The following is a 19,945-nucleotide window of genomic DNA, read 5'->3' as shown; positions in this document are numbered from 1 at the left end:
ACATGCACAAGGTTCCGGCGATCGTCATTCTGGGCCAGGGCAGCCTGGCCACGGCGCAGCGTATCCGGCAATGTTATCCACAGGCGTCGATCCACGGACTGGAGGGTCGGGTCGACGGTGCCGACCTTTCCTACAGTGTGTTCGGCGATACCCTACGTGCGCTATACCTGCAGGACACGCCGATCATTGCCGTGTGCGCCGCAGGGATCGTGATTCGCAGCCTGGCCAGCCTGCTCAGCGAGAAGGGCGTGGAGCCACCGGTCCTGGCGGTGGCTGAAGACGGCAGCGCCGTGGTACCGCTACTCGGTGGCCTGGCTGGCGTGAACCTGATGGCGCGCGAAATCGGCGAAGCGTTGGGCGTTGCTGCGGCGATTACCACCAGTGGCGAATTGCGTTTCGGTACCTGCCTGTTGAGCCCGCCGCAGGGCTATGCGCTGGCGGATATCGAGCAAGGCAAGCGCTTTGTTTCCGACCTGCTGGCTGGCGAAACGGTGCGTATCGAAGGCGATGCGCCGTGGTTGCAGCAGGCACAATTGCCAGCCAGTGACCAGGCCCGGCGCACCATCCATGTTGGGCATCAGGCGCGTCCAGCCGACCGCAACGAACTGCTGATTCACCCGCGCTCGGTGGTAATCGGTATGGCAGGCGGCGATCTGCACGGCATTCGCGCCGCCTTGCAGCAGGCTGGTATCGCCGAGCCTTCGCTGGCCTGTGTACTGGCGGATGAGCAAGCCATGGCCGATACCGCACTGCACGAGGCCGCGCAGGCGCTGGGCGTTGCGTTGCGTTTTGCCGCCAAGCCGCAGGATGTGGCCGGCATGGTGGCCGAAGCGTTGCCGGATGCTCAACTGATCGAGGTGGCCGACATGGTCATCGCGGTGGCACCTGCACCAGTCGAGGTGGCGCGGGTTGGCCGCCGTCGTGGCCGTCTGGCGGTGATCGGCCTGGGTCCGGGCGCTGCCGAGCTGATGGTCCCGGCGGTCAAGGCCGAGCTGGTGCGTGCCGAAGATGTGCTGGGTTACGAAACCTACGTGCGCATGGCCGGCCCGTTCCGTGACGATCAGGTGCTGCATTGCACCGACAACCGCGAAGAGATGCAGCGCGCCCGGCATGCCTTCGAACTGGCGGCCCAGGGCCGTTCGGTGGTGGTGGTGTCGTCGGGCGACCCAGGCGTATTCGCCATGGCGGCGGCGGTGCTTGAAGCACTGCATGAGTCCGGCGACCCGGCCTGGCACCGTGTTGACCTGGCGATCCTGCCGGGGGTGTCGGCTTCGCTGGCGACGGCTGCGCAGGCAGGAGCGCCGCTGGGGCATGACTTCTGCGTGATGTCGCTGTCGGACAACCTCAAGCCTTGGTCGATCATTGAAAAGCGCCTGGACCTGGCGGCGCAGGCCGACCTGGTGCTGGCGTTCTACAACCCGATTTCCAAAGCCCGGCCGCATCAGCTGGGTGTGGCGCTGGAGGTGGTACGCCGGCACCGCGAGGGGAATACGCCCGTAGTCCTTGGCCGCGACATCGGTAGGCCGGGGCAGACGCTGAAGGTAGTCACGTTGGCCGAGCTGATGCCGGAAATGGTCGACATGCGCACCATGGTGTTGGTGGGCTCCTCTACAACCTGCGTGTTTCCTCGCTTGTCTGGCGGGGTGTGGGCCTACACGCCACGCTGGTACCCCTCGGCCAGCTGATTGCTTCGGAAACCCTTCAGTGCGCTGTATCGCCAGCGCGCTGGCTACGGTGGTGGCCCCTGAACCGAGGGGCACTACCAAGGAGTTTTCGCATGACCGGTGAAAAGCAAATCACCACCAGCGACGCCGCCATTCTGGTTGAAGGCAACCTGCTGGCCTGTGGCGCAGGCATGTCTGCGCAAAGCCGTCATGATGTAAAGAACGCATACCATTTCGCCACCGTGGCGGCCGACCAAGCCTTCGATGCCGTAACGCAGAGCCGCGAATGGTTCAACCGGTTCGTCGATGTCCTGAAGGAAATCGGCTTTACCCTCCCGTCGCGTAGCTACGAGCAGGAAACTTCGGCGGAACTGTCTGTCACCGTAGGCGCTGTGGCCATACGAACGATCGGTGCGGCGGGTTCTGCGATGCTGGGCGGTACCAAGCTGGGGGACCTTGCGAAGTCGGCGTTCAACAAGCTGACCACCGTCGAGCATGACGCCAAGATCATCGAACACAAACGCAAGAACAAGGCCCGCGGCATGGTCGGCGTGGCTGCCTGTATCGAAACCGCAAACAAGGATGTGGTTTTGGTGGTGACCTGCATCCAGACTTCTGCTCCGCAACTCGATGACGACATCCTGGGTATCCAGTGGAAGCTGGAGAAAACCCAGTACTACTCCGGCCAGGCAGTATTCACGCTCAACAACTTCATCTACGGCCATGTCCGCGAACACGTGGAAAAAAGACTCGGCGAGCGCAGTATCAGGAATGTTCTGCAGTACGACATCTGACTGCTGGGCGGCGTTGTAGTGACGTCGCCTCATTCATTTCAGGGTGACAAGGCAACACTTATGGATAAAGCAGTTGAGCAACTGATGTTGGTGGGCGGAACGGCATTGCTGTATCCCGCAGACATAGGCGCGATTCAGCGCCAGGCCGCTTTCGACTCGATACTCTACGCGCAGTTGGTGGCCAACCGGAACCTCGGCCCGCGCTTTGACGACTACCAGAGCTGGTACCACGCCTATCTAGAGGCCTATAGCCAGCTGGGCTGGATCAAGCTGGCCAATATTCACGACTGCAAACAGCTGGGGCAACCTTCGCGTAGCACGCGGATTCAGCCGCTGGAAGCATGGCTGAGGATGCGTTCGATTCGGCAGGAGGCCGTATTGGCTGCTGTGAAGACGGGCCTGGACCGTTCAAACGAAGGTTTTGCCCACTTGTTGAAATTCACCGCTCAGGGGGCGGATCTGGTGCTTGAGCTTGGTTTGCTCAAGCCGGGCCCGGCGCTTGACCTTTGCAGTATCACTTTGCAATTCGATAGACCAATCGCTGATATCCCGCAGGACATGTTGTTGCGCGAGCAGGCATTCAAGGGCCAGGCCGAGTTCAGGGGGGTATCTCTGGTGCTGGATGACAGGCGTTTCCAAGGCCGGCGAGAAGAGCTGCAGGCGCTGATGAAAAACAAGGATGTACACGCAGATTATCGCTTTGACCCCTACGCTGCGGCCAGGAGCACATCCTGAATGAGACCAGTTGAGCGGTGGCGCAGTCACAGCAACGTGCGGGCGGAGTTGATTCGTTGCACATCCTGGCTTTGCAGCAGAGTTTCTTGCCCAAGGTGCAGGACCATGGGGATCAGGTCTGCTTGCAGCGCATACTGGAGTATGGCTATCAGGGCGCCAGGTAGCCTTTGATACCGGTAAAGATGATCTGTGCGGCGAGGGCGCAGACGAACAGCCCCATCAGACGGCTGACGATCTGCAGCCCCTGGTCGCCGAGGATGCGTTCGATGCGGTGCGAGAGATACAGCACCAGGCCGACGGTGAAGCTGGCCAGTGCGATGCTGATAATGGCCAGCACCTTGTCGTCCCAGTGCGGGTGGCCCACACCCATGACCAACAGCGCACCAATGGTACCGGGGCCCACTGTCAGCGGGATGGTCAGCGGCACGATGGTGACGTCCTGCTGCACGTTGTCTGCCTGGACTGCCGACTTGCCTTGGGCCATGCCCAGGGCGGAGATGAACAGCACGCTGCCGGCGCCGATGCGGAAGGCGTCGGCGGTGATGCCGAAGATGCCGAAGATCGCCCGCCCGAACAGATAAAGCAGGACACTGGCAATGAGCACGGCAATGGCCACCTTCCAGGCCAGTTGCTTGCGCTCCTTGCTGGAGTGGCCACGGGTCAGGCTGATAAAGCACGACAACACGAAGAACGGGCTGTAGAGCACGAGCATTTTGAGGTAGACGCTGGACAACTCATGCAGCATGAGCACTGATCCTTGGCAGAGATGGGGATGTGTAGGAGTGGCCTTGTATCGCGATCGGGCTGCACGGCAGCCCCCGGCCTTGCAACCTGTAGCATAGACCCAGGGGGCATAGCCTTGTCGTGACACCAGGAGCCGGCAATGATATCCGCTGTCAGCTAGTGAGTATGCGCAGGGTCCACATGGGTTTCCCGATGACTGGCCCAGTACTGGATCAACTCGCGCAGTTGCGACAACTCCACCGGCTTGGCCATGTGCCCGTCCATTCCCGCCAGGCGTGCGCGTTCCTTGTGTTCGGCAAGAATGTGCGCGGTCAGTGCCACCACCGGGGTACGCTGGCGCTGGTTGGCAGCTTCCCAGGCGCGTAGCTGCTGGGTGGCGGAGAAGCCGTCGAGTATCGGCATTTCGCAATCCATCAGCACCAGGTCATAACGCTGCGCCTTCATTGCCTGCAAGGCCTCTTCGCCATTGCTGGCGGTGTCGGGCTCGAGGTTGAGCTTGCCCAGCATGCCACGGATCACCTTGGTCGAAATGCTGTTGTCCTCGGCGACCAATACGCGGAAGTCTTCCGGCAGGTCCAGCGTCTGTGCCGTGCCGGGCTGGCCGGCAGGCACCGCAGGCTCGCGACCGCGCTGGGCCAGCTCCTCGGCGAGGGTGGTCTTCAACGTGTAGCCGGCCACCGGTTTGGCGAGGATCCGCTTGACCCCGGCGTTGCGTGCAATGACTTTGCTCGGTGCGTTGCTGATACCGGTGAGCATCACCACCAGGATGTCATGGTTCAGGCTCGGGTCTTCCTTGATCTTGGCAGCCAGCTGCATCCCGGTCATGCCTGGCATGTTCTGGTCGAGCAGCACGGCGTCGAAGTAGTCGCGCAGGTGGGCCTTGGTGCGCAGCAGGGCCAGGGCTTCCTTGCCCGACGGCACCGCACTGACGTTCATGCCCCAGGCGCTGCACTGCTGTACCAGTACCTTGCGGCAGGTATCGTTGTCGTCAACCACCAGCACGCGAGCGTCACGCAGTGGGCCCTCGAGGTCGGCCGGCGGCTGCTCCAGGCGCGAAGGGTCCAGCGGCAGGGCCAGCCACAGGGTATTACCCATGCCAGTGCTGCTCTTGATACCGAACTCGCCTTGCATCAGGCCGATCAACTGCTTTGCAATGACCAGCCCGAGGTGGCCGCCGAGCTTGTTGCTGGACAGGAAGTGGTGGCTGTGCAACTCGGCCTGCAGCAGGGCTTCGCGTTCGGCGGCGGGCAGCGGCTCGCCACTGTCCTGCACGGCAATACGCAGGCGGGGTGCCTCGCCCCGCTGGTCCAGTGCCACTACCAGCAGGATTTCGCCCTGGTCGGTGTTCTTCAAGGCATTTTCCAGCAGGCTGGACAGGGCCTGGCGCAGGCGTGTCGGGTCGCCGCTGATCACCCTCGGCACTTGTGGCTGGGTGAAGCTGATCAGCTCGATGTTCTGCTGCTCGGCCTTGGCGCGGAAGATGTTCAGGCAGTCCTCGACCAGCGCGTTGAGGTCGAACTGCACGTCATCCAGTTCGATCTGCCGGGATTCCAGCTTGGAGATGTCGAGAATCTCGTTGATCAGCGTAAGCAGCTCGTTGCCGGCGCTGTGAATGGTCTGCACATAATCGCGCTGCTTGACTGACAGCGGTGTGCCCAGCAGCAGCTCGGTCATGCCCAGCACCCCGTTCATGGGGGTCCGGATCTCGTGGCTGATCTTGGCCAGGAATTCGGCCTTGGCGTTGATCTCGGCATCGCTGGCGGCCAGTGCGCGGCTGGCACTGAAGCGCTCTTCGCTGATGCGCCGCAAGCGTTCGCTGACGGCCAGGTTGAGCAGCAGGCCGCTGGCCACGGTCAAGCCCAGCAGGATGCACAGCAGCCAGGGCGTCGGGGTGCGGGTCAGGCCAAGCAGTGCTGGCAGCAGCACCAGGCCCCCGAGGTTGAAAACCACCATGGCCAGGCAGAACACCCGTGCGGGCGCATAACCCTTGTACCAGTGGTAGCTGCTGACCAGCAGCATGCTGATGCTGCCCAGGGCCATCAGGGCGTAGGTCATCAGGTTCAGGGGCAGGGTGTCGACGAATAGCAGTACCAACCCGCTGACGCCGACCACCAGCATGTCACCCTGTAGCAGGCGATTCAGCCGTGGCGAGTTGCACGGTGAGAAGAAATGCTGGGTGAAATACAGCCCGGCCAGGCCGGCCAGGACCAGCGTCAGATAGGCGGCAGGGGTCTGTGCACTGTGCCAGACGTGCCACCAGGGGCCGCTGAGGTTCAGCAGGATCAGGCCGCTGAGCAGCATCAGGCCATGGTAGAGCGCCAGAATCAGGGCGGTGCTGGAGCGGCTGTAAAAGAAGCGGATCAGGTTGTGCATGATCAGCATCACCAGGCCGCCAAACAGCATGCCGAACAGCAGAGGCTGGCGCTGGTCGGAGGCGGCCACGGCCGCCGGTTCCAGGCTGATGGCCGGACGCAGCTGGTGCTCGGAGACCAGGCGCAGGTAAATGTCCAGGGGTTGCTTGCTGTTGGGCAAGGGCAAGACATGGTCGCTGCCACGCAGGGTCGGGCTGGCATTGCCAGCCTGGCGACCATGGTGCAGCTGACGCAGAAGCTGGTCGCCTTCGAGGGCGTAAAGGTCCAGGCCAGACAGGTCCGGGGCGAACACCCGCAGTAGTTGTTCCTGTTCCGCCGGGGGCAGGCGGTAGTGCAGCCACAGGGCTTGCTCCGCAGGCGCGGCATCCAGGTCGGTGAGGGCCAGCGGGCTGAACTGGTTGCGGTAACGCTCGGAGCGCACGTCACTCAGCTGCAGGTTGGCCTGTTCGTCGAGCAGCACAGTCCAGCCTCCGTCATGTTCGGCTGCAGCCGGGAACATGCAGAGCAGGGTCAGCAAGCTGACGATCAGAGCTGAGGCAATCCGAAGCCGACGCACAACGAAATCCCTTCTTAGCCTAGGTGCCAGGTGCTAACTATGCGCGGCGCGCCGAGTCGAAGGCAAGGCCCGGGCGGGGCCCTGTCGACGAGCCGGGTACGCTGCGCCCGGGTTTTTGCTGCCCGGGTCGCCACGGCGCTCCGGTAGTGCTTACTGTTGGTGCTCACCGCGCTCGCGGGCGATCGCCCGGTAGCCGATGTCGGTACGGTAGAAGCTGCCGTTCCAGCTGACTTCCTTGGCCAGGCGGTAGGCCTGCTGCTGGGCGTCGGCCACGCTGGCACCCATGGCGGTGGCGCACAGCACACGGCCACCGTTGGTGACCACCTGACCGTCTTTGAGCGAAGTGCCGGCATGGAATACCTTGCCTTCGATCTTCGCCGCTGCATCCAGGCCGTTGATCACGTCACCCTTGGCGTAGTCGCCCGGGTAACCGCCGGCGGCCAGCACCACGCCCAGGCTCGGCCGCGGGTCCCACTGGGCTTCGACCTTGTCCAGCGCCTTGGCGAATGCCGCCTCGACCAGCAGTACCAGGCTCGACTCCAGGCGCAGCATGACCGGCTGGGTTTCCGGGTCGCCGAAGCGGCAGTTGAACTCGATGACCTTGGGGTTGCCCGCCTTGTCGATCATCAGGCCGGCGTAGAGGAAGCCGGTGTAGACATTGCCTTCCTCGGCCATGCCACGCACGGTCGGCCAGATCACCTGGTCCATCACGCGCTGGTGTACCTCGGCGGTGACCACCGGGGCAGGGGAGTAGGCACCCATGCCGCCGGTGTTCGGGCCGGTGTCCTTGTCGCCGACGCGCTTGTGGTCCTGGCTGGTGGCCATTGGCAACACATTGTGGCCATCGACCATGACAATGAAGCTGGCTTCCTCGCCGTCGAGGAACTCTTCGATCACCACGCGCGAACCGGCGTCACCGAAGGCATTGCCGGCCAGCATGTCGCGTACGGCGGCCTCGGCTTCCTCGAGGGTCATGGCGACGATCACGCCTTTGCCGGCGGCCAGGCCATCGGCCTTGATCACGATCGGTGCGCCTTTTTCCTGCAGGTAGGCCAGGGCCGGCTCGATCTCGGTGAAGTTCTGGTAGTCGGCGGTCGGAATCTTGTGCCGCGCCAGGAAATCCTTGGTGAAGGCCTTGGAGCCTTCGAGCTGGGCGGCACCCTTGGTCGGGCCGAAGCAATCCAGGCCACGGCTGCGGAACAGGTCGACGACACCGGCCACCAACGGCGCTTCCGGGCCGACGATGGTCATTTGCACGTTCTTTTCGGCGAAGTCGGCCAGTTGCTCCAGCGCGTTGACGTCGATGGCGACATTCTCGCACTTGGCTTCGGTGGCGGTGCCGGCATTGCCCGGGGCAACGAAGACTTTCTCGACACGTGGGTCCTGGGCGACTTTCCAGGCCAGGGCGTGCTCACGACCGCCGCTGCCGATGATCAAAACTTTCATGTCAAAACCTCTGTTTGGCGGCGAACCTTATCCCCTGTGGGAGCGGGTTTACCCGCGAATTCGGCGGTGACTGCACCATCGTATTCGCGGGTGAACCCGCTCCCACAGAGGCCGAGGTTCGGCTGACCATCTTAATTAGTGGCGGAAGTGACGCATGCCGGTGAAGACCATGGCGATGCCGGCTTCGTCAGCGGCAGCAATCACCTCGGCATCGCGCATCGAGCCACCCGGCTGGATCACGGCGCTGATACCCACTTTAGCTGCGTTGTCGATGCCATCGCGGAACGGGAAGAACGCATCCGATGCCATGACTGCACCCTGTACCTGCAGGCCGGCATGCTCAGCCTTGATGGCTGCGATGCGTGCGGAGTTGACACGGCTCATCTGGCCTGCACCGACGCCGATGGTCTGGCGCTGCTTGGCGTAGACAATGGCGTTGGACTTGACGAACTTGGCCACTTTCCAGGCGAACACCAGGTCGTGGATCTCTTGCTCGGTCGGGGCACGCTTGGTGACGATCTTCAGGTCATCGGCAGTAATCATGCCGATATCACGGCTTTGCACCAGCAAACCGCCATTGACGCGCTTGAAGTCCCAACCGGCAGCGCGCTCGGCTGGCCACTCGCCGCATTCCAGCAGGCGTACGTTCTGCTTGGCAGCAACCACCTCGCGGGCTGCCTGGGAGATTTTCGGTGCGATGATCACTTCGACGAACTGGCGGTCGACGATGGCCTTGGCGGTTTCGCCATCCAGCTCGCGGTTGAAGGCGATGATGCCGCCGAACGCCGACTCGGTGTCGGTCGCGTAGGCCAGGTCGTAGGCCTTGCGGATGCCGCCTTCTTCTTCAGGCACCACGGCAACGCCGCACGGGTTGGCGTGCTTGACGATGACGCAGGCCGGCTTGACGAAGCTCTTCACGCATTCCAGCGCTGCGTCGGTGTCGGCCACGTTGTTGAACGACAGCTCCTTGCCCTGCAACTGGATGGCAGTGGAAACGCTGGCTTCCCCTTTTCTGGCTTCGACGTAGAACGCCGCGCTCTGGTGCGGGTTCTCGCCGTAACGCATTTCCTGGGCCTTGACGAACTGGCTGTTGAAGGTGCGCGGGAACTCGCTACGGCCTTCGGTGCTCAGGTTCTCTTTGGCCTGGTCGATGGTGCCCATGTAGTTGGCGATCATGCCGTCGTAGGCAGCGGTGTGCTCGAACGCCTTGAGCATCAGGTTGAAGCGCTGGGCGTAGGTCAGGCCGCCGGCCTTGAGGCCTTCGATGACGCTGGCATAGTCGCTGGTATTGACTACGATGGCCACGTCCTTGTGGTTCTTGGCTGCCGAACGGACCATGGTCGGGCCGCCGATGTCGATGTTCTCGATGGCGGTCGGCAGGTCACAGCCAGGCTTGGAAATGGTCGCCTCGAACGGGTACAGGTTGACCGCCACCAGGTCGATCGGCTTGATGCCGTGCTCGTTCATGATGGCGTCGTCGACGCCGCGACGGCCGAGAATGCCGCCGTGGATTTTCGGGTGCAGGGTCTTGACCCGGCCATCCATCATTTCGGCGAAGCCGGTATAGTCGGCCACTTCCACCGCATTGACGCCGTTGTCCTTGAGCAGCTTGTAGGTGCCGCCGGTGGACAGGATCTCGACACCGAGCTGCTGCAGCTCACGGGCGAATTCGAGGATACCGGTCTTGTCGGAGACGCTGATCAGGGCGCGGCGGACTGGCAGGCGGGTAGTCTGGTCGGTCATTTCGGGTTCCAATAACGCGGTGGAGTCAGCAAAAAAGGCGCCTCTGTTCAGGGAGCCGCCTTTTCTGGTTGGGATTCTGGCTTACAACAGGTCGTACTGCTTGAGCTTCTTGCGCAGGGTGCCTCGGTTCAGCCCGAGCATCTCGCTGGCCTTGGTCTGGTTGCCCTTCACGTAGTTCATCACGCTTTCGAGCAGTGGCGCCTCGACTTCGGAGAGCACCAGGTTGTACACGTCCGTGACAGTCGCGCCTTCCAGGTGGGCGAAGTAGTTGTGCAGCGCCTTCTCGACGCTGTCGCGAAGGGTCTGGCCCTCTTCGCTCGGCGTGTTCAGGTGCTGTTTCAGGTTGGCGTTGTCGCTCACGGGCGTTGTTCCACTCACAAATGTCTCGGTCATCATCGTCATGCGGCCACCCCTTGTCCGTCCTCTGTCCCAAGGCTCTGTCGACGTTCGCTGAAAAACGCACGAACGTTGGCGCACTGCGCTTGTGTGTCTTCCAAAGCGTTGAACCGGGCGCGAAACTCCCTGCCGCCGGGTCGTGTTGCCAGGTACCAGCCAACGTGCTTGCGGGCGATACGTACGCCCATCACATCGCCATAGAAGGCATGCAGCGCGGCCAGGTGTTCCAGCAGGATGCGTTCCACTTCCTCCAGCTGCGGTGCCGGCAGGTGTTCGCCGGTGCGCAGGTAATGCTCGATCTCGCGAAAGATCCATGGCCGCCCCTGGGCAGCCCGGCCAATCAGCAAGCCATCGACGCCGGTGGCGTCCAGTACCGCCCTGGCCTTTTCTGGCGAGGTGATATCGCCGTTGGCAAAAACCGGGATCGACACCGCCTGCTTGATGGCAGCGATGGTGTCGTATTCGGCTTCGCCGGTATACAGGTCGGCACGTGTGCGGCCATGCACCGCCAGTGCCTGGATGCCGGCCTGTTCGGCGATTTTCGCCACGTTCAGGCCGTTCTTGTTCGCCCGGTCCCAGCCGGTGCGAATCTTCAGGGTCACCGGAACGTCCACTGCGCCGACCACGGCGTGGAGGATCTCGCTGACCAAGGCTTCATCTCTCAATAAAGCAGAGCCTGCAGCTTTGTTGCAGACTTTTTTTGCCGGGCAACCCATGTTGATATCGATGATCTGGGCACCCGCTTCGACGTTGGCTTGTGCCGCTGCTGCCATCATCTGCGCATCACCGCCGGCTATCTGCACCGAGCGTGGCTCGGGATCACCTTCATGAATGCGGCGCAGGCTCGACTTGCGGCTGTTCCACAGGCTCATGTCGCTGGAGACCATTTCCGACACCACCATGCCGGCGCCCAGGCGCTGGCAAAGTGTCCGGAAAGGCTGGTCCGTGACCCCGGCCATTGGCGCGAGGATCAGGTTGTTACGTAGTGTGTATTGGCCGATGCGTACCGCCGACATAGGTGATCCCTGTTGTGGGGCCGAATCTTGGAGTTCGAAAAAGGGTTGGCATGATACCCGCTCTCGGTGACCGGATAAAGATGGATTTGGATAAAATCTGAACAGCTGTCGGCTTATGACATTTGGTATGGAGGAAAGGCTTGGGCTGCTTTGCCGCCTTTCGCGACACAGGGCTGCGATCACCATCAGGAGCGGCGGCCTTGGGTCGCGAAAGGAGCGCCAGGCGCCCCACAAGCCTATTGCTTATTCTGGTGAACGGAAGCTGAGGCTGTAGTTGACTGCCTTCGGCCCAGGATCAAGGATGTCCAGGGCGATATGGATCGGGGTCTGGCTGGGCATTTCGCCACGCCCGGCCAGTTCTCCGGAAAGATACTCGCTGGGCTTGAAGCGCCGGCTGGCGATCAGCTGGCCATTGAGGTCGGCGAAGCGCAGCTCCAGCAGGGGGAACGGCTGGGCGAACGGCGCGCGGTTGTAGATTATCGCATCGACGATCAACGCGCCCTTGAAGTCCGGGTGGCTGCGCACCACCAGGTTGCTGCTCTTGATCCGGGCAATATCGACGCGAGTCGGGACTTCGCACCCGACCAACGGGCAGATTTGCTGGAAGAGCGGCCGGTACTGGTCCTGACGGGCCATTTCGTCGAAGTGGAACCACACGTACTGAAACGCCAGCAGGCCGGCGGCGAGCAAGGTCAGAAAGCCCCACAGCAGGCGCTTGCCCCAGTTCGGTGCGGGCTTCTCCCAGCCCAGCTGCAATGGGTCGTCGACCACGTCGACCAGCGGCTCCTTGCGTGCCGGGCGCTCTGGCTTGGCGGCAAAGCCCGGTTCCAGGCGTGCGCCAGGCAGCGGCTCGACAGGGTCGTCATCGTGCGCCGACAGGCTCAGCGCCAAGGGTTCGTCGTCGCGCGCGCTCAGGCCTTTTTCCGGGATTGCGTCGTCGTCGGCACGCAGCGGTTCGGCGAAGGCAGGGTGGTCATCGTCCGCGGCATGGTGTACCGGCGGCCCATCGTCAAGGTCCAGTTCCAGGCTGCCGCCCAAGGTCGGCTCGGTGCGCTCGCCCGGGGCAGGTTCGAGATCCAGCTCCAGCGGCTGCCGCTCCACGGCCGGCTCATCTGCCTGTGGTGGCTCGAGGGGTTCATCGGTGGCCGTGCCGAACAGGTCGTCGGCGTGCTCGTCCGGCTGCAATTCGTCGCGCCTTGCCTGCAGCCCGTCATCCTGCTTGGCCGGGTGCGCCGTTGCCGGCTGGCCGCGACGCTCCAGGCGCTCCAGCTCCTTGTCGAGATCGAGGGCGTCCAGCGCCTGGGCAGTCAGCGCCCAGTCCTGGTCTGGCGCACTGCTGCGCTCGGTGACATCCGGCTCTGGCGAGACCGTTGGCTTGGCCGCCGGCTCGTCAGGCGCTTTCAGCGCCGGTTCCGCCACCACAGGTGCAGTCGCCGTGCTGGCGCGATTCTGCTCCAGCAACTGCCTGGCAGCGTTGAATACCTGCAGGCAGTTGCCGCAGCGCACTACGCCGCGAGCCACGCTCAGTTGGTGGTGAGTGACGCGAAAGCTAGTCTGGCAATGCGGGCACTGGGTGACGAAACTGTCGGTCATGCGGCAATCCGGGAACTGTGCAGAAAAGTATTCTAGGCCGGCTTAACGGCGGCGACCACTGATGCGTACCCAGCCGTCGCGCACGACGATCGGGTCCAGCTCGAAGTCGGCGGCATAGGCCGCAGCCACTTCTTCGCCCTGTTCGGCGAGGATGCCCGACAGCGCCAGCAGGCCCCCGGGGCGGACCAGCCCGGACAGCTGCGGCGCCAGCGACACCAGCGGGCCGGCGAGGATGTTGGCGACCAGTACGTCGGCCTGCATCGCCGGCATGTGTTCGGGCAGGTACAGCGCCAGCTTTTCATCGGCGATGCCGTTGCGCTGGGCGTTGTCGCGCGAAGCCTCGATGGCCTGTACATCGATGTCGGTACCGACGGCCTCGCGGGCGCCCAGCAGCAGCGCGGCGATGGCCAGAATGCCCGAGCCGCAACCGAAGTCCAGCACCTGGGTGCCTTCCAGCTGCTGGCCGTCGAGCCATTCCAGGCACAGGGCTGTGGTCGGGTGGGTGCCGGTACCGAACGCCAGGCCCGGGTCGAGCAGCAGATTCACCGCGTCCTTTTCCGGAGCTTCGTGCCAGCTGGGCACGATCCACAGGCGGCGGCCGAAGCGCATTGGCTGGAAGTTGTCCATCCAGCTGCGTTCCCAGTCCTGGTCCTCGATCACCTCGGCCTGGTGCTCGGGCAGCTCGGCACCGGTCAGCAGGCGCAGGTGGGAAAACACCTGCTCGGGCTCGGCATCGGCCTCGAACAGGGCCAGCAGGTGGGTGTGCGACCACAGCGGGGTAGTGTTGAGGTCTGGCTCGAAGATCGGTTGATCTTCGGCGTCCATGAACGTGACCGAAACAGCGCCCACTTCGAGCAGGGCATCTTCGTAGGTTTCGGCTTGTTCCGGGCTGATGGCCAGGCGTACTTGCAGCCAGGGCATGGCGGGCACCTTTGGTAAATCGACAGGGGCAGCCCCAGGCTGCGCGAAGGCTGGCAGTTTACGCGAGTGCGGGGGATTTGTGGATCGGCTTGGCATGGGGGCGTGCAGCGCCCCCGAAATCCATCAGACAAAACACAGGGAGAGCGATTCAGCTATATAGGCCGGCTTGTCCTGGCCATCGATCTCCAGCGTGGCAATCGCCTTGAGCAGCCACTGCCCCGGCTTCTTTTCCGACACCTCTGCCAGTTCCACCTTCAGCCGCACCTGGCTATCGACCTTGACCGGCTGGATGAAACGCACGCTGTCCAGTCCGTAGTTCACCACCATCTTCAGCCCTTGCGGCAGGACCAGGATGTCCTCGATCAGCTTGGGTATCAGCGACAACGTCAGGAAACCATGAGCGATGGTGCTGCCGAACGGCGTCTGCGCCGCCTTTGCCGGGTCCACATGGATGAACTGGAAATCGCCTGTGGCTTCGGCGAACAGATTGATGCGCTGCTGGTCGATCTTCAGCCAGGCCGAATGGCCCAGTTCCTTACCAACGTACTGCGAAAGCTCTGTAACCGGTACATAGGGCATCGCGGGCTCTCCAAGTTGTCAGTTGGTACGAATGTGCAAGATCAGCACGGCGAACCGTTTCAGTCAAGTTGCAGGTATTTCGGCGAATATCGGTATAAAGCGGCCGCATGCTTATAATGGCAGTCGTGCACGAGGGAGATGCTTATGCTGTTGCGTGGTCTGACCTGGCTGGTGCTGTTCCAGTTGCTGGGTACGGCGATCAACCACTTGGTGGTGCCGTTTCTGCCGGGGCCGATCATCGGCCTGTTGCTGCTGCTGTGTTTTCTCATGGCCCGTGGAGAGGTTGGCAAGCCGCTGAACGAGGCGGCCAGCAGCCTGCTGCGCTACCTGCCGCTGTTGCTGGTGCCACCGGCGGTGGGGGTGATGGTGTATGCCAGAGACATTGCCGCTGACTTCTGGGCCATCGTCGGGGCGTTGCTGATTTCCTGCCTGGTGACCCTGGCGTTTGTTGGCGTGTTGATGCAAAAGCTCATCCAGCGCCAGGGCCGCCGCGAGGAGCAGCCATGATTCCTGACTGGCAAGGCGCGCTCGACGCGGTGGTGCACCATCCCTTGTTCGGTATAGGTATTACCCTCGGTGCCTACCAAGTGGTGCTGGCCGCCTACGAGAAGACCCGCTGGATCTTCCTGCAGCCGGTGCTGGTATCGATGCTGCTGGTGATCGGCGTGCTGCTGCTGTTCGGCATCGACTACCGCGAGTACCGCAAGAGCACGGAGATCATGAACATCCTGCTGGGGCCTGCCACCGTGGCCCTGGCGGTGCCGCTGTACCTGAACCTGCGGCGTATCCGGCAGCTGTTCTGGCCCATCTTTACTACGCTGGTAATCGGAGGCCTGTTTGCCACGCTGTTCTGCCTGGTGCTCGGCTGGTGGTTCGGTGCCGAACACATGATCCTCATGACCATGGCGCCGAAGTCGGTGACTTCGCCGATCGCCATGCTGGTGGCCGAACAGATTGGCGGGGTGGCGGCCCTGGCGGCGGTGTTCGTGTTGATCACCGGGGTGCTCGGGGCCATCTTCGGCCCGGCGCTGCTGAGCCGCTGCGGCGTGCACAGCCCCGAGGCGCGGGGCATGGCGCTGGGTGTGACCGCGCATGCGGTGGGCACTTCGGTGGCCCTGCAGGAAAGTGACGAATGCGGCGCCTTTGCCGCGCTGGCGATGAGCCTGATGGGGGTGGCCACGGCGGTATTCCTGCCGCTGGCGGTCAGCCTGGTGGCTTGAGGACTTGCAATGACGCTACCGCTGTTTCCGCTCAATACCGTGCTGTTTCCTGGCTGCTTTCTCGATCTGCAGATTTTCGAGGCGCGCTACCTGGACATGATTGGCCGCTGCATGAAGCAGGGCGAAGGTTTCGGTGTGGTGTGCATCCTGGAAGGCGAACAGGTCGGCAAGGCGCCGCCGGTGGTGGCCTCGATCGGCTGCGAGGCGGTGATCCGCGATTTCGTGCAGCAGGATAACGGTTTGTTGGGCATTCGCGTCGAAGGTATGCGGCGCTTCAGCCTGGAGAGCACCGAGGTGCAGAAGGACCAGCTGCTGGTGGGGCAGGTGCAATGGTTGCCGGAGCAGGCGGACAGCCCGTTGCTCGAGGCCGACGACGACCTGCTGGCATTGCTGGTAGCGCTGGGCGAGCACCCGATGGTGGAGGCCCTGGACATGCCGCGTCCGGTAGGCGGGCGGCAGGCGCTGGCCAACCAGTTGGCCTACCTGTTGCCGTTCATGGAGGAGGACAAGCTGGACCTGCTGACCCTCGACTCGCCGCAGCAGCGGCTGGGCGAGATCCAGAGACTTCTGGAGCGGATTCAGGGCGAGCTGTTTGCCTGACCCGATGTCGCGTGCGCTGGCGCTTTCGCGACACCACGCCGCTCCTGCACGGCGCTATCAGTATTGATAGCGCAACAACGCCTGCGGCAACGCATGCAAGGCAAAGAACGCCAGTAACGCGATGCACGCCGGCAATACCAGCCACCACACCCGCAGCGGCAAGGCCGGCAGGGTCTGCTGTCGCTGCGCCAAAGCCAGGCTCAGCGCGCATACGCAGCATGCCAGCAGGGCCCCGGCGAGGATGTCGGTAGGCCAGTGCGCCCCCAGATACACCCGCGACAGGGCGATCGCCAGTGCCGGAATGCAGCCCAGCGTGACCCAGGTCAGGCGCATCCGTGGCGGCTGCCCGCGTCCTGCCAGCACGGCCAGCACCAGGAAAAACGCGAACGATGCCGAACTGTGCCCGCTGGGCATGCTGTAGCTGGTCAAGGGGTCACTGAGTACTTCAGGACGGGCCCGGGCGAACAGCCATTTCAGGCTGCCGTTGGCAAACGCCGTGCCCATGAGCGCGCCTGCGGCAAACAGCGCGTGGCGCCACTGCCGGGCAAGCAGCAGCAGGCCGGTCAGCAGGCCGCCCAGGACCAGCTGGGTGCGGAAATCGCCCAGCCGGGTCACCAACACCACGGCGCCATCGATTGCCTGGCTGCGGTGCTCCTGTACCAGTGTCATCACGCCTTGGTCGAATTCGTGCAGGTAGGGCCAGCCCAGGAACACCCCGGCCAGGGCGACGAAACTCATGCCGGCGATCAGGCGGGTGCCGTGGCGTTGGTCGCGAATGCTGGTGTTCAGGCTCAAGCCGATGGTCACTGCCAGGGTGCCGGCGATGATGCCGGCATCCAGCCAGAAGCCTTCCGGCAATGGCAGGCGCATGGCTGCACCCGTGGCCCAGCCGGGCAGCAGGTAGGCCACCGACCAGCCCGCGCCGGCCACCAGGCTGACGGCGATGAAGCGCGGCAGCGGCATGTCGAACATGCCGGCGACCATCGGCAGCATGGGGCGCAACGGCCCGATGAAGCGTCCCACCAGCAGGCTGGCGATGCCGTAGCGCTGGAAATAGGTTTCGGCGCTGCCGATCCATTCCGGGTGGTGACGCAGCAACGGCAGGCGGCGGATGTTCTGGTGGAAATGCTTGCCCACTGCATAGGACACGGCGTCGCCGAGCAGGCCGCCGAGAAAGCCCAGCAGCAGCGTTTCGCCCAGGCTGAAGGTGCCGCTGCCGGCCAGCACCGCGACCGCGAACAACAGGATGGTGCCTGGCACGATGATGCCGGCAATGGCCAGGCATTCGATGCACGCCACCAGGAAAATTGCCAGGCCAAGCCACTGCGGGTTGGCGCTGAGCCAGCCGGTCAGGCTGTCAAGCCATTGGCCCATGGTTCAGCTTCCTTGTTCGAGAATGAAGAAGTCGCGGCCTTCGACTTGGCCTCGACGCAACGGGTTCCGCGTGCAGAAACGGGCGTACCCGGCGTCGACGAAACGGTAGGGCAGATGCTCGTCGCGGCCATGCGGGATGCCCAGGCGGGCCGTCTGGATGACCCGCGGCACGGCGATGCTGCAGTCCTCCACGTACAGGCGTTCGGGGTCGAAGCGCTGGGCGTCCCACTGCGGCACTTTCAGGCCGAGGGCGCGGCACAGCAGCGTCTGCCCGGCGCACAGGCGCTCGGCCGGGCGCAGGTTGCCGCTGGCGTCGGGGTTGTTCAGTTGCATCTGCGCCAGGCTGTTCGGTCCTGAGATCGCATCCTGCCAAGGATAGGCGGACTTGATCAGCACCGCGTTGCCCGGCCCGTGTGCACTGAAGTTCAGCGAGTCGCCGCCACGCGCGTAGTACATGTAGATGTGCCCGCCATCGAGGAACAGCGCCTTGCGCTTTTCGGTGTAGCCGAGCGAGGCGTGGCTGCCTTTGTCGGTGAGGTAATAGGCCTCGGTCTCGATGATCCGTGCGGCCAGCCACAGGTTGCCGTGGCGGTGACGAATGACTTTGCCCAGCAAGGCCTTGGCCAGGATCTGGGCGTCGCGATCGAAGAAGCTGTCGGGCAGTGCTGGCATGCGGGCAGTTCGCGGCTGGGGAAGGCGGGGATGATAGCAATGAATGGCTTAATCGAGGCTGAATCGGATGCGATGTCGATAGCTCCGGCCTCGTTGCCGGTAACAGGGGGAAGATTTTCGATAACCCTGTTACATCTTTTCTACCCGATAACCCCGCCCATTTTCGACCATCCGCCAGCCACCGCTGGGCGTACACCTGCGCGGCAGTTATAATCAGCCGATTTCCCCTTCGCCAAGACATCGAACCCATGACTGAGTCCGTTCTTGACTATATGACCCGCCTGGGTCGCGCTGCCCGCGAGGCTTCCCGGGTGATCGGTCGCGCCAGCACTGCGCAGAAGAACCGCGCCCTGCAGGCTGCCGCCGACGCGCTGGATGCCGCCCGTGCCGAGCTGACCGCTGCCAACGAGCTGGATCTGGCTGCCGGTCGCGCCAACGGCCTGGAGCCGGCACTGCTCGACCGTCTGGCACTCACCCCGGCGCGTATCGATGGCATGATCACCGGCCTGCGCCAGGTCGCCAGCCTGCCGGACCCGGTCGGTGCCATCCGCGACATGAGCTACCGCCCTTCGGGTATTCAGGTGGGCAAGATGCGTACGCCGCTGGGGGTGATCGGGATCATCTACGAATCGCGTCCGAACGTGACCATAGATGCCGCCAGTCTGTGCCTGAAGTCGGGCAACGCGACCATCCTGCGTGGCGGCTCCGAAGCCATCCATTCCAATCGCGCGATTGCCACCTGCATCCAGCGTGGCCTTGCGGCAGCCGGCCTGCCGGCGGCGGTGGTGCAGGTGGTCGAGACCACCGACCGCGAGGCCGTGGGTGCCCTGATCAGCATGCCGGAGTACGTCGACGTCATCGTGCCACGCGGTGGCCGAGGCCTGATCGAACGCATCAGCCGTGATGCCCGCGTACCGGTGATCAAGCACCTGGATGGCATCTGCCATATCTATGTCAGCCAGCATGCCGACCTGGACAAGGCCTGGCGCGTGGCGTTCAACGCCAAGACCTACCGCTACGGCATTTGTGGTGCCATGGAAACCCTCCTGGTCGACCAGCAGATGGCCGAGCGTTTCCTGCCAGAAATGGCCCGCCGCTTCCAGCAGAAGGGCGTCGAGCTGCGTGGCTGCGAGCGCACCCGGGCGATCATCGACGCCAGGCCGGCCACCGAGGCCGACTGGCACACCGAATACCTGGATGCGATCCTGTCGATCCGCGTGGTCGATGGCCTGGACCAGGCCATCGAACACATCAACCACTATGGCTCGCACCACACCGATTCGATCATCAGCGAGCACCAGGGCGAAGCTCGCCAGTTCATGGCCGAAGTCGACTCGGCGTCGGTCATGCTCAATACCCCTACCTGCTTCGCCGACGGCTTCGAGTACGGCCTGGGTGCCGAGATCGGTATTTCCACCGACAAGCTGCATGCGCGCGGCCCGGTCGGCCTGGAAGGCCTGACCTGCGAGAAGTATGTGGTGATCGGCGACGGCCAGCTGCGCGGCCAGGAGTCCTGCTGA

At 63.5% G+C, this 19,945-nt stretch carries 18 protein-coding genes; 7 read left to right on the top strand and 11 right to left on the bottom strand.

Annotated features, from left to right (window positions below; genetic code table 11):
- The first annotated feature begins 2 nt into the window (after window positions 1-2).
- The 3 genes from cobJ (at window position 3) to B4L76_RS10110 (ending at window position 3,193) form a co-directional block, all read left to right on the top strand.
- Entirely contained in the window at window positions 3-1,685 is a 1,683-nt protein-coding gene (gene cobJ / locus B4L76_RS10120) for a precorrin-3B C(17)-methyltransferase (protein WP_296232190.1), read from the top strand.
- 92 nt (window positions 1,686-1,777) lie between these two features.
- Window positions 1,778-2,458: a hypothetical protein gene (locus B4L76_RS10115; protein WP_296232189.1), complete on the top strand. Its 681-nt coding sequence runs from the start codon at window positions 1,778-1,780 to the stop codon at window positions 2,456-2,458.
- 60 nt (window positions 2,459-2,518) lie between these two features.
- Window positions 2,519-3,193, top strand: coding sequence for a hypothetical protein (locus tag B4L76_RS10110; RefSeq protein ID WP_296232188.1), 675 nt, complete (start codon window positions 2,519-2,521; stop codon window positions 3,191-3,193).
- Between the two features lie 148 nt (window positions 3,194-3,341).
- Here B4L76_RS10110 and B4L76_RS10105 read toward each other — a convergent pair whose 3' ends face one another.
- From B4L76_RS10105 to B4L76_RS10065, 9 genes are all read right to left on the bottom strand, one after another.
- Entirely contained in the window at window positions 3,342-3,935 is a 594-nt protein-coding gene (locus B4L76_RS10105; protein ID WP_296232218.1) for a MarC family protein, read from the bottom strand.
- A gap of 158 nt (window positions 3,936-4,093) precedes the next feature.
- Window positions 4,094-6,865, bottom strand: a complete 2,772-nt coding sequence (locus B4L76_RS10100; RefSeq protein WP_296232187.1) for a hybrid sensor histidine kinase/response regulator — start codon at window positions 6,863-6,865, stop codon at window positions 4,094-4,096.
- Window positions 6,866-7,015: 150 nt separating this feature from the next.
- Entirely contained in the window at window positions 7,016-8,311 is a 1,296-nt protein-coding gene (gene purD / locus B4L76_RS10095) for a phosphoribosylamine--glycine ligase (protein WP_296232186.1), read from the bottom strand.
- 135 nt (window positions 8,312-8,446) lie between these two features.
- A complete protein-coding gene (gene purH / locus B4L76_RS10090; RefSeq protein ID WP_296232185.1) occupies window positions 8,447-10,054 on the bottom strand; it encodes a bifunctional phosphoribosylaminoimidazolecarboxamide formyltransferase/IMP cyclohydrolase in 1,608 nt (535 codons plus the stop codon).
- An 81-nt stretch (window positions 10,055-10,135) separates the two neighbouring features.
- Window positions 10,136-10,456: a DNA-binding transcriptional regulator Fis gene (gene fis / locus B4L76_RS10085; RefSeq protein ID WP_012274390.1), complete on the bottom strand. Its 321-nt coding sequence runs from the start codon at window positions 10,454-10,456 to the stop codon at window positions 10,136-10,138.
- Entirely contained in the window at window positions 10,453-11,466 is a 1,014-nt protein-coding gene (dusB, locus tag B4L76_RS10080; RefSeq protein ID WP_296232178.1) for a tRNA dihydrouridine synthase DusB, read from the bottom strand. Before dusB ends, fis begins: the two co-directional genes overlap by 4 nt.
- A 243-nt stretch (window positions 11,467-11,709) precedes the next feature.
- Window positions 11,710-13,059 carry a DUF3426 domain-containing protein gene (locus B4L76_RS10075; protein ID WP_296232176.1) on the bottom strand — a complete coding sequence of 450 codons (1,350 nt, stop codon included), beginning with the start codon at window positions 13,057-13,059 and terminating at the stop codon, window positions 11,710-11,712.
- A gap of 42 nt (window positions 13,060-13,101) precedes the next feature.
- On the bottom strand, window positions 13,102-13,980 hold the full coding sequence (prmA, locus tag B4L76_RS10070; RefSeq protein ID WP_186686556.1) for a 50S ribosomal protein L11 methyltransferase: 879 nt from the start codon (window positions 13,978-13,980) through the stop codon (window positions 13,102-13,104).
- Between the two features lie 123 nt (window positions 13,981-14,103).
- Window positions 14,104-14,559 carry a MaoC family dehydratase gene (locus B4L76_RS10065; RefSeq protein WP_296232175.1) on the bottom strand — a complete coding sequence of 152 codons (456 nt, stop codon included), beginning with the start codon at window positions 14,557-14,559 and terminating at the stop codon, window positions 14,104-14,106.
- A 144-nt stretch (window positions 14,560-14,703) separates the two neighbouring features.
- Here B4L76_RS10065 and B4L76_RS10060 point away from each other — a divergent pair, with 144 nt between their 5' ends.
- From B4L76_RS10060 to B4L76_RS10050, 3 genes are read left to right on the top strand one after another with little or no spacing between them, the layout of a single operon-like run.
- A complete protein-coding gene (locus B4L76_RS10060) occupies window positions 14,704-15,066 on the top strand; it encodes a CidA/LrgA family protein (RefSeq protein ID WP_296232173.1) in 363 nt (120 codons plus the stop codon).
- The gene (locus B4L76_RS10055) at window positions 15,063-15,779 is read left to right on the top strand and encodes an LrgB family protein (protein ID WP_296232171.1); all 717 of its coding nucleotides are present in this window, start codon (window positions 15,063-15,065) and stop codon (window positions 15,777-15,779) included. Before B4L76_RS10060 ends, B4L76_RS10055 begins: the two co-directional genes overlap by 4 nt.
- A gap of 9 nt (window positions 15,780-15,788) precedes the next feature.
- Window positions 15,789-16,379: an LON peptidase substrate-binding domain-containing protein gene (locus B4L76_RS10050; protein ID WP_296232170.1), complete on the top strand. Its 591-nt coding sequence runs from the start codon at window positions 15,789-15,791 to the stop codon at window positions 16,377-16,379.
- A 57-nt stretch (window positions 16,380-16,436) separates the two neighbouring features.
- Here B4L76_RS10050 and B4L76_RS10045 read toward each other — a convergent pair whose 3' ends face one another.
- Complete coding sequence (locus B4L76_RS10045; protein ID WP_296232169.1) at window positions 16,437-17,753, bottom strand: bifunctional DedA family/phosphatase PAP2 family protein; 1,317 nt, start codon at window positions 17,751-17,753, stop codon at window positions 16,437-16,439.
- A 3-nt stretch (window positions 17,754-17,756) separates the two neighbouring features.
- Window positions 17,757-18,425, bottom strand: a complete 669-nt coding sequence (locus B4L76_RS10040; RefSeq protein WP_296232168.1) for a DNA-3-methyladenine glycosylase — start codon at window positions 18,423-18,425, stop codon at window positions 17,757-17,759.
- Between the two features lie 248 nt (window positions 18,426-18,673).
- Between B4L76_RS10040 and B4L76_RS10035 the strand changes: the two genes are divergently transcribed.
- On the top strand, window positions 18,674-19,945 hold the full coding sequence (locus B4L76_RS10035) for a glutamate-5-semialdehyde dehydrogenase (RefSeq protein ID WP_296232167.1): 1,272 nt from the start codon (window positions 18,674-18,676) through the stop codon (window positions 19,943-19,945).

The organism is Pseudomonas sp. UBA4617, assembly GCF_002386445.1.
Taxonomy (GTDB): domain Bacteria; phylum Pseudomonadota; class Gammaproteobacteria; order Pseudomonadales; family Pseudomonadaceae; genus Aquipseudomonas.
This window is presented reverse-complemented; position numbering and strand designations above follow the sequence as displayed.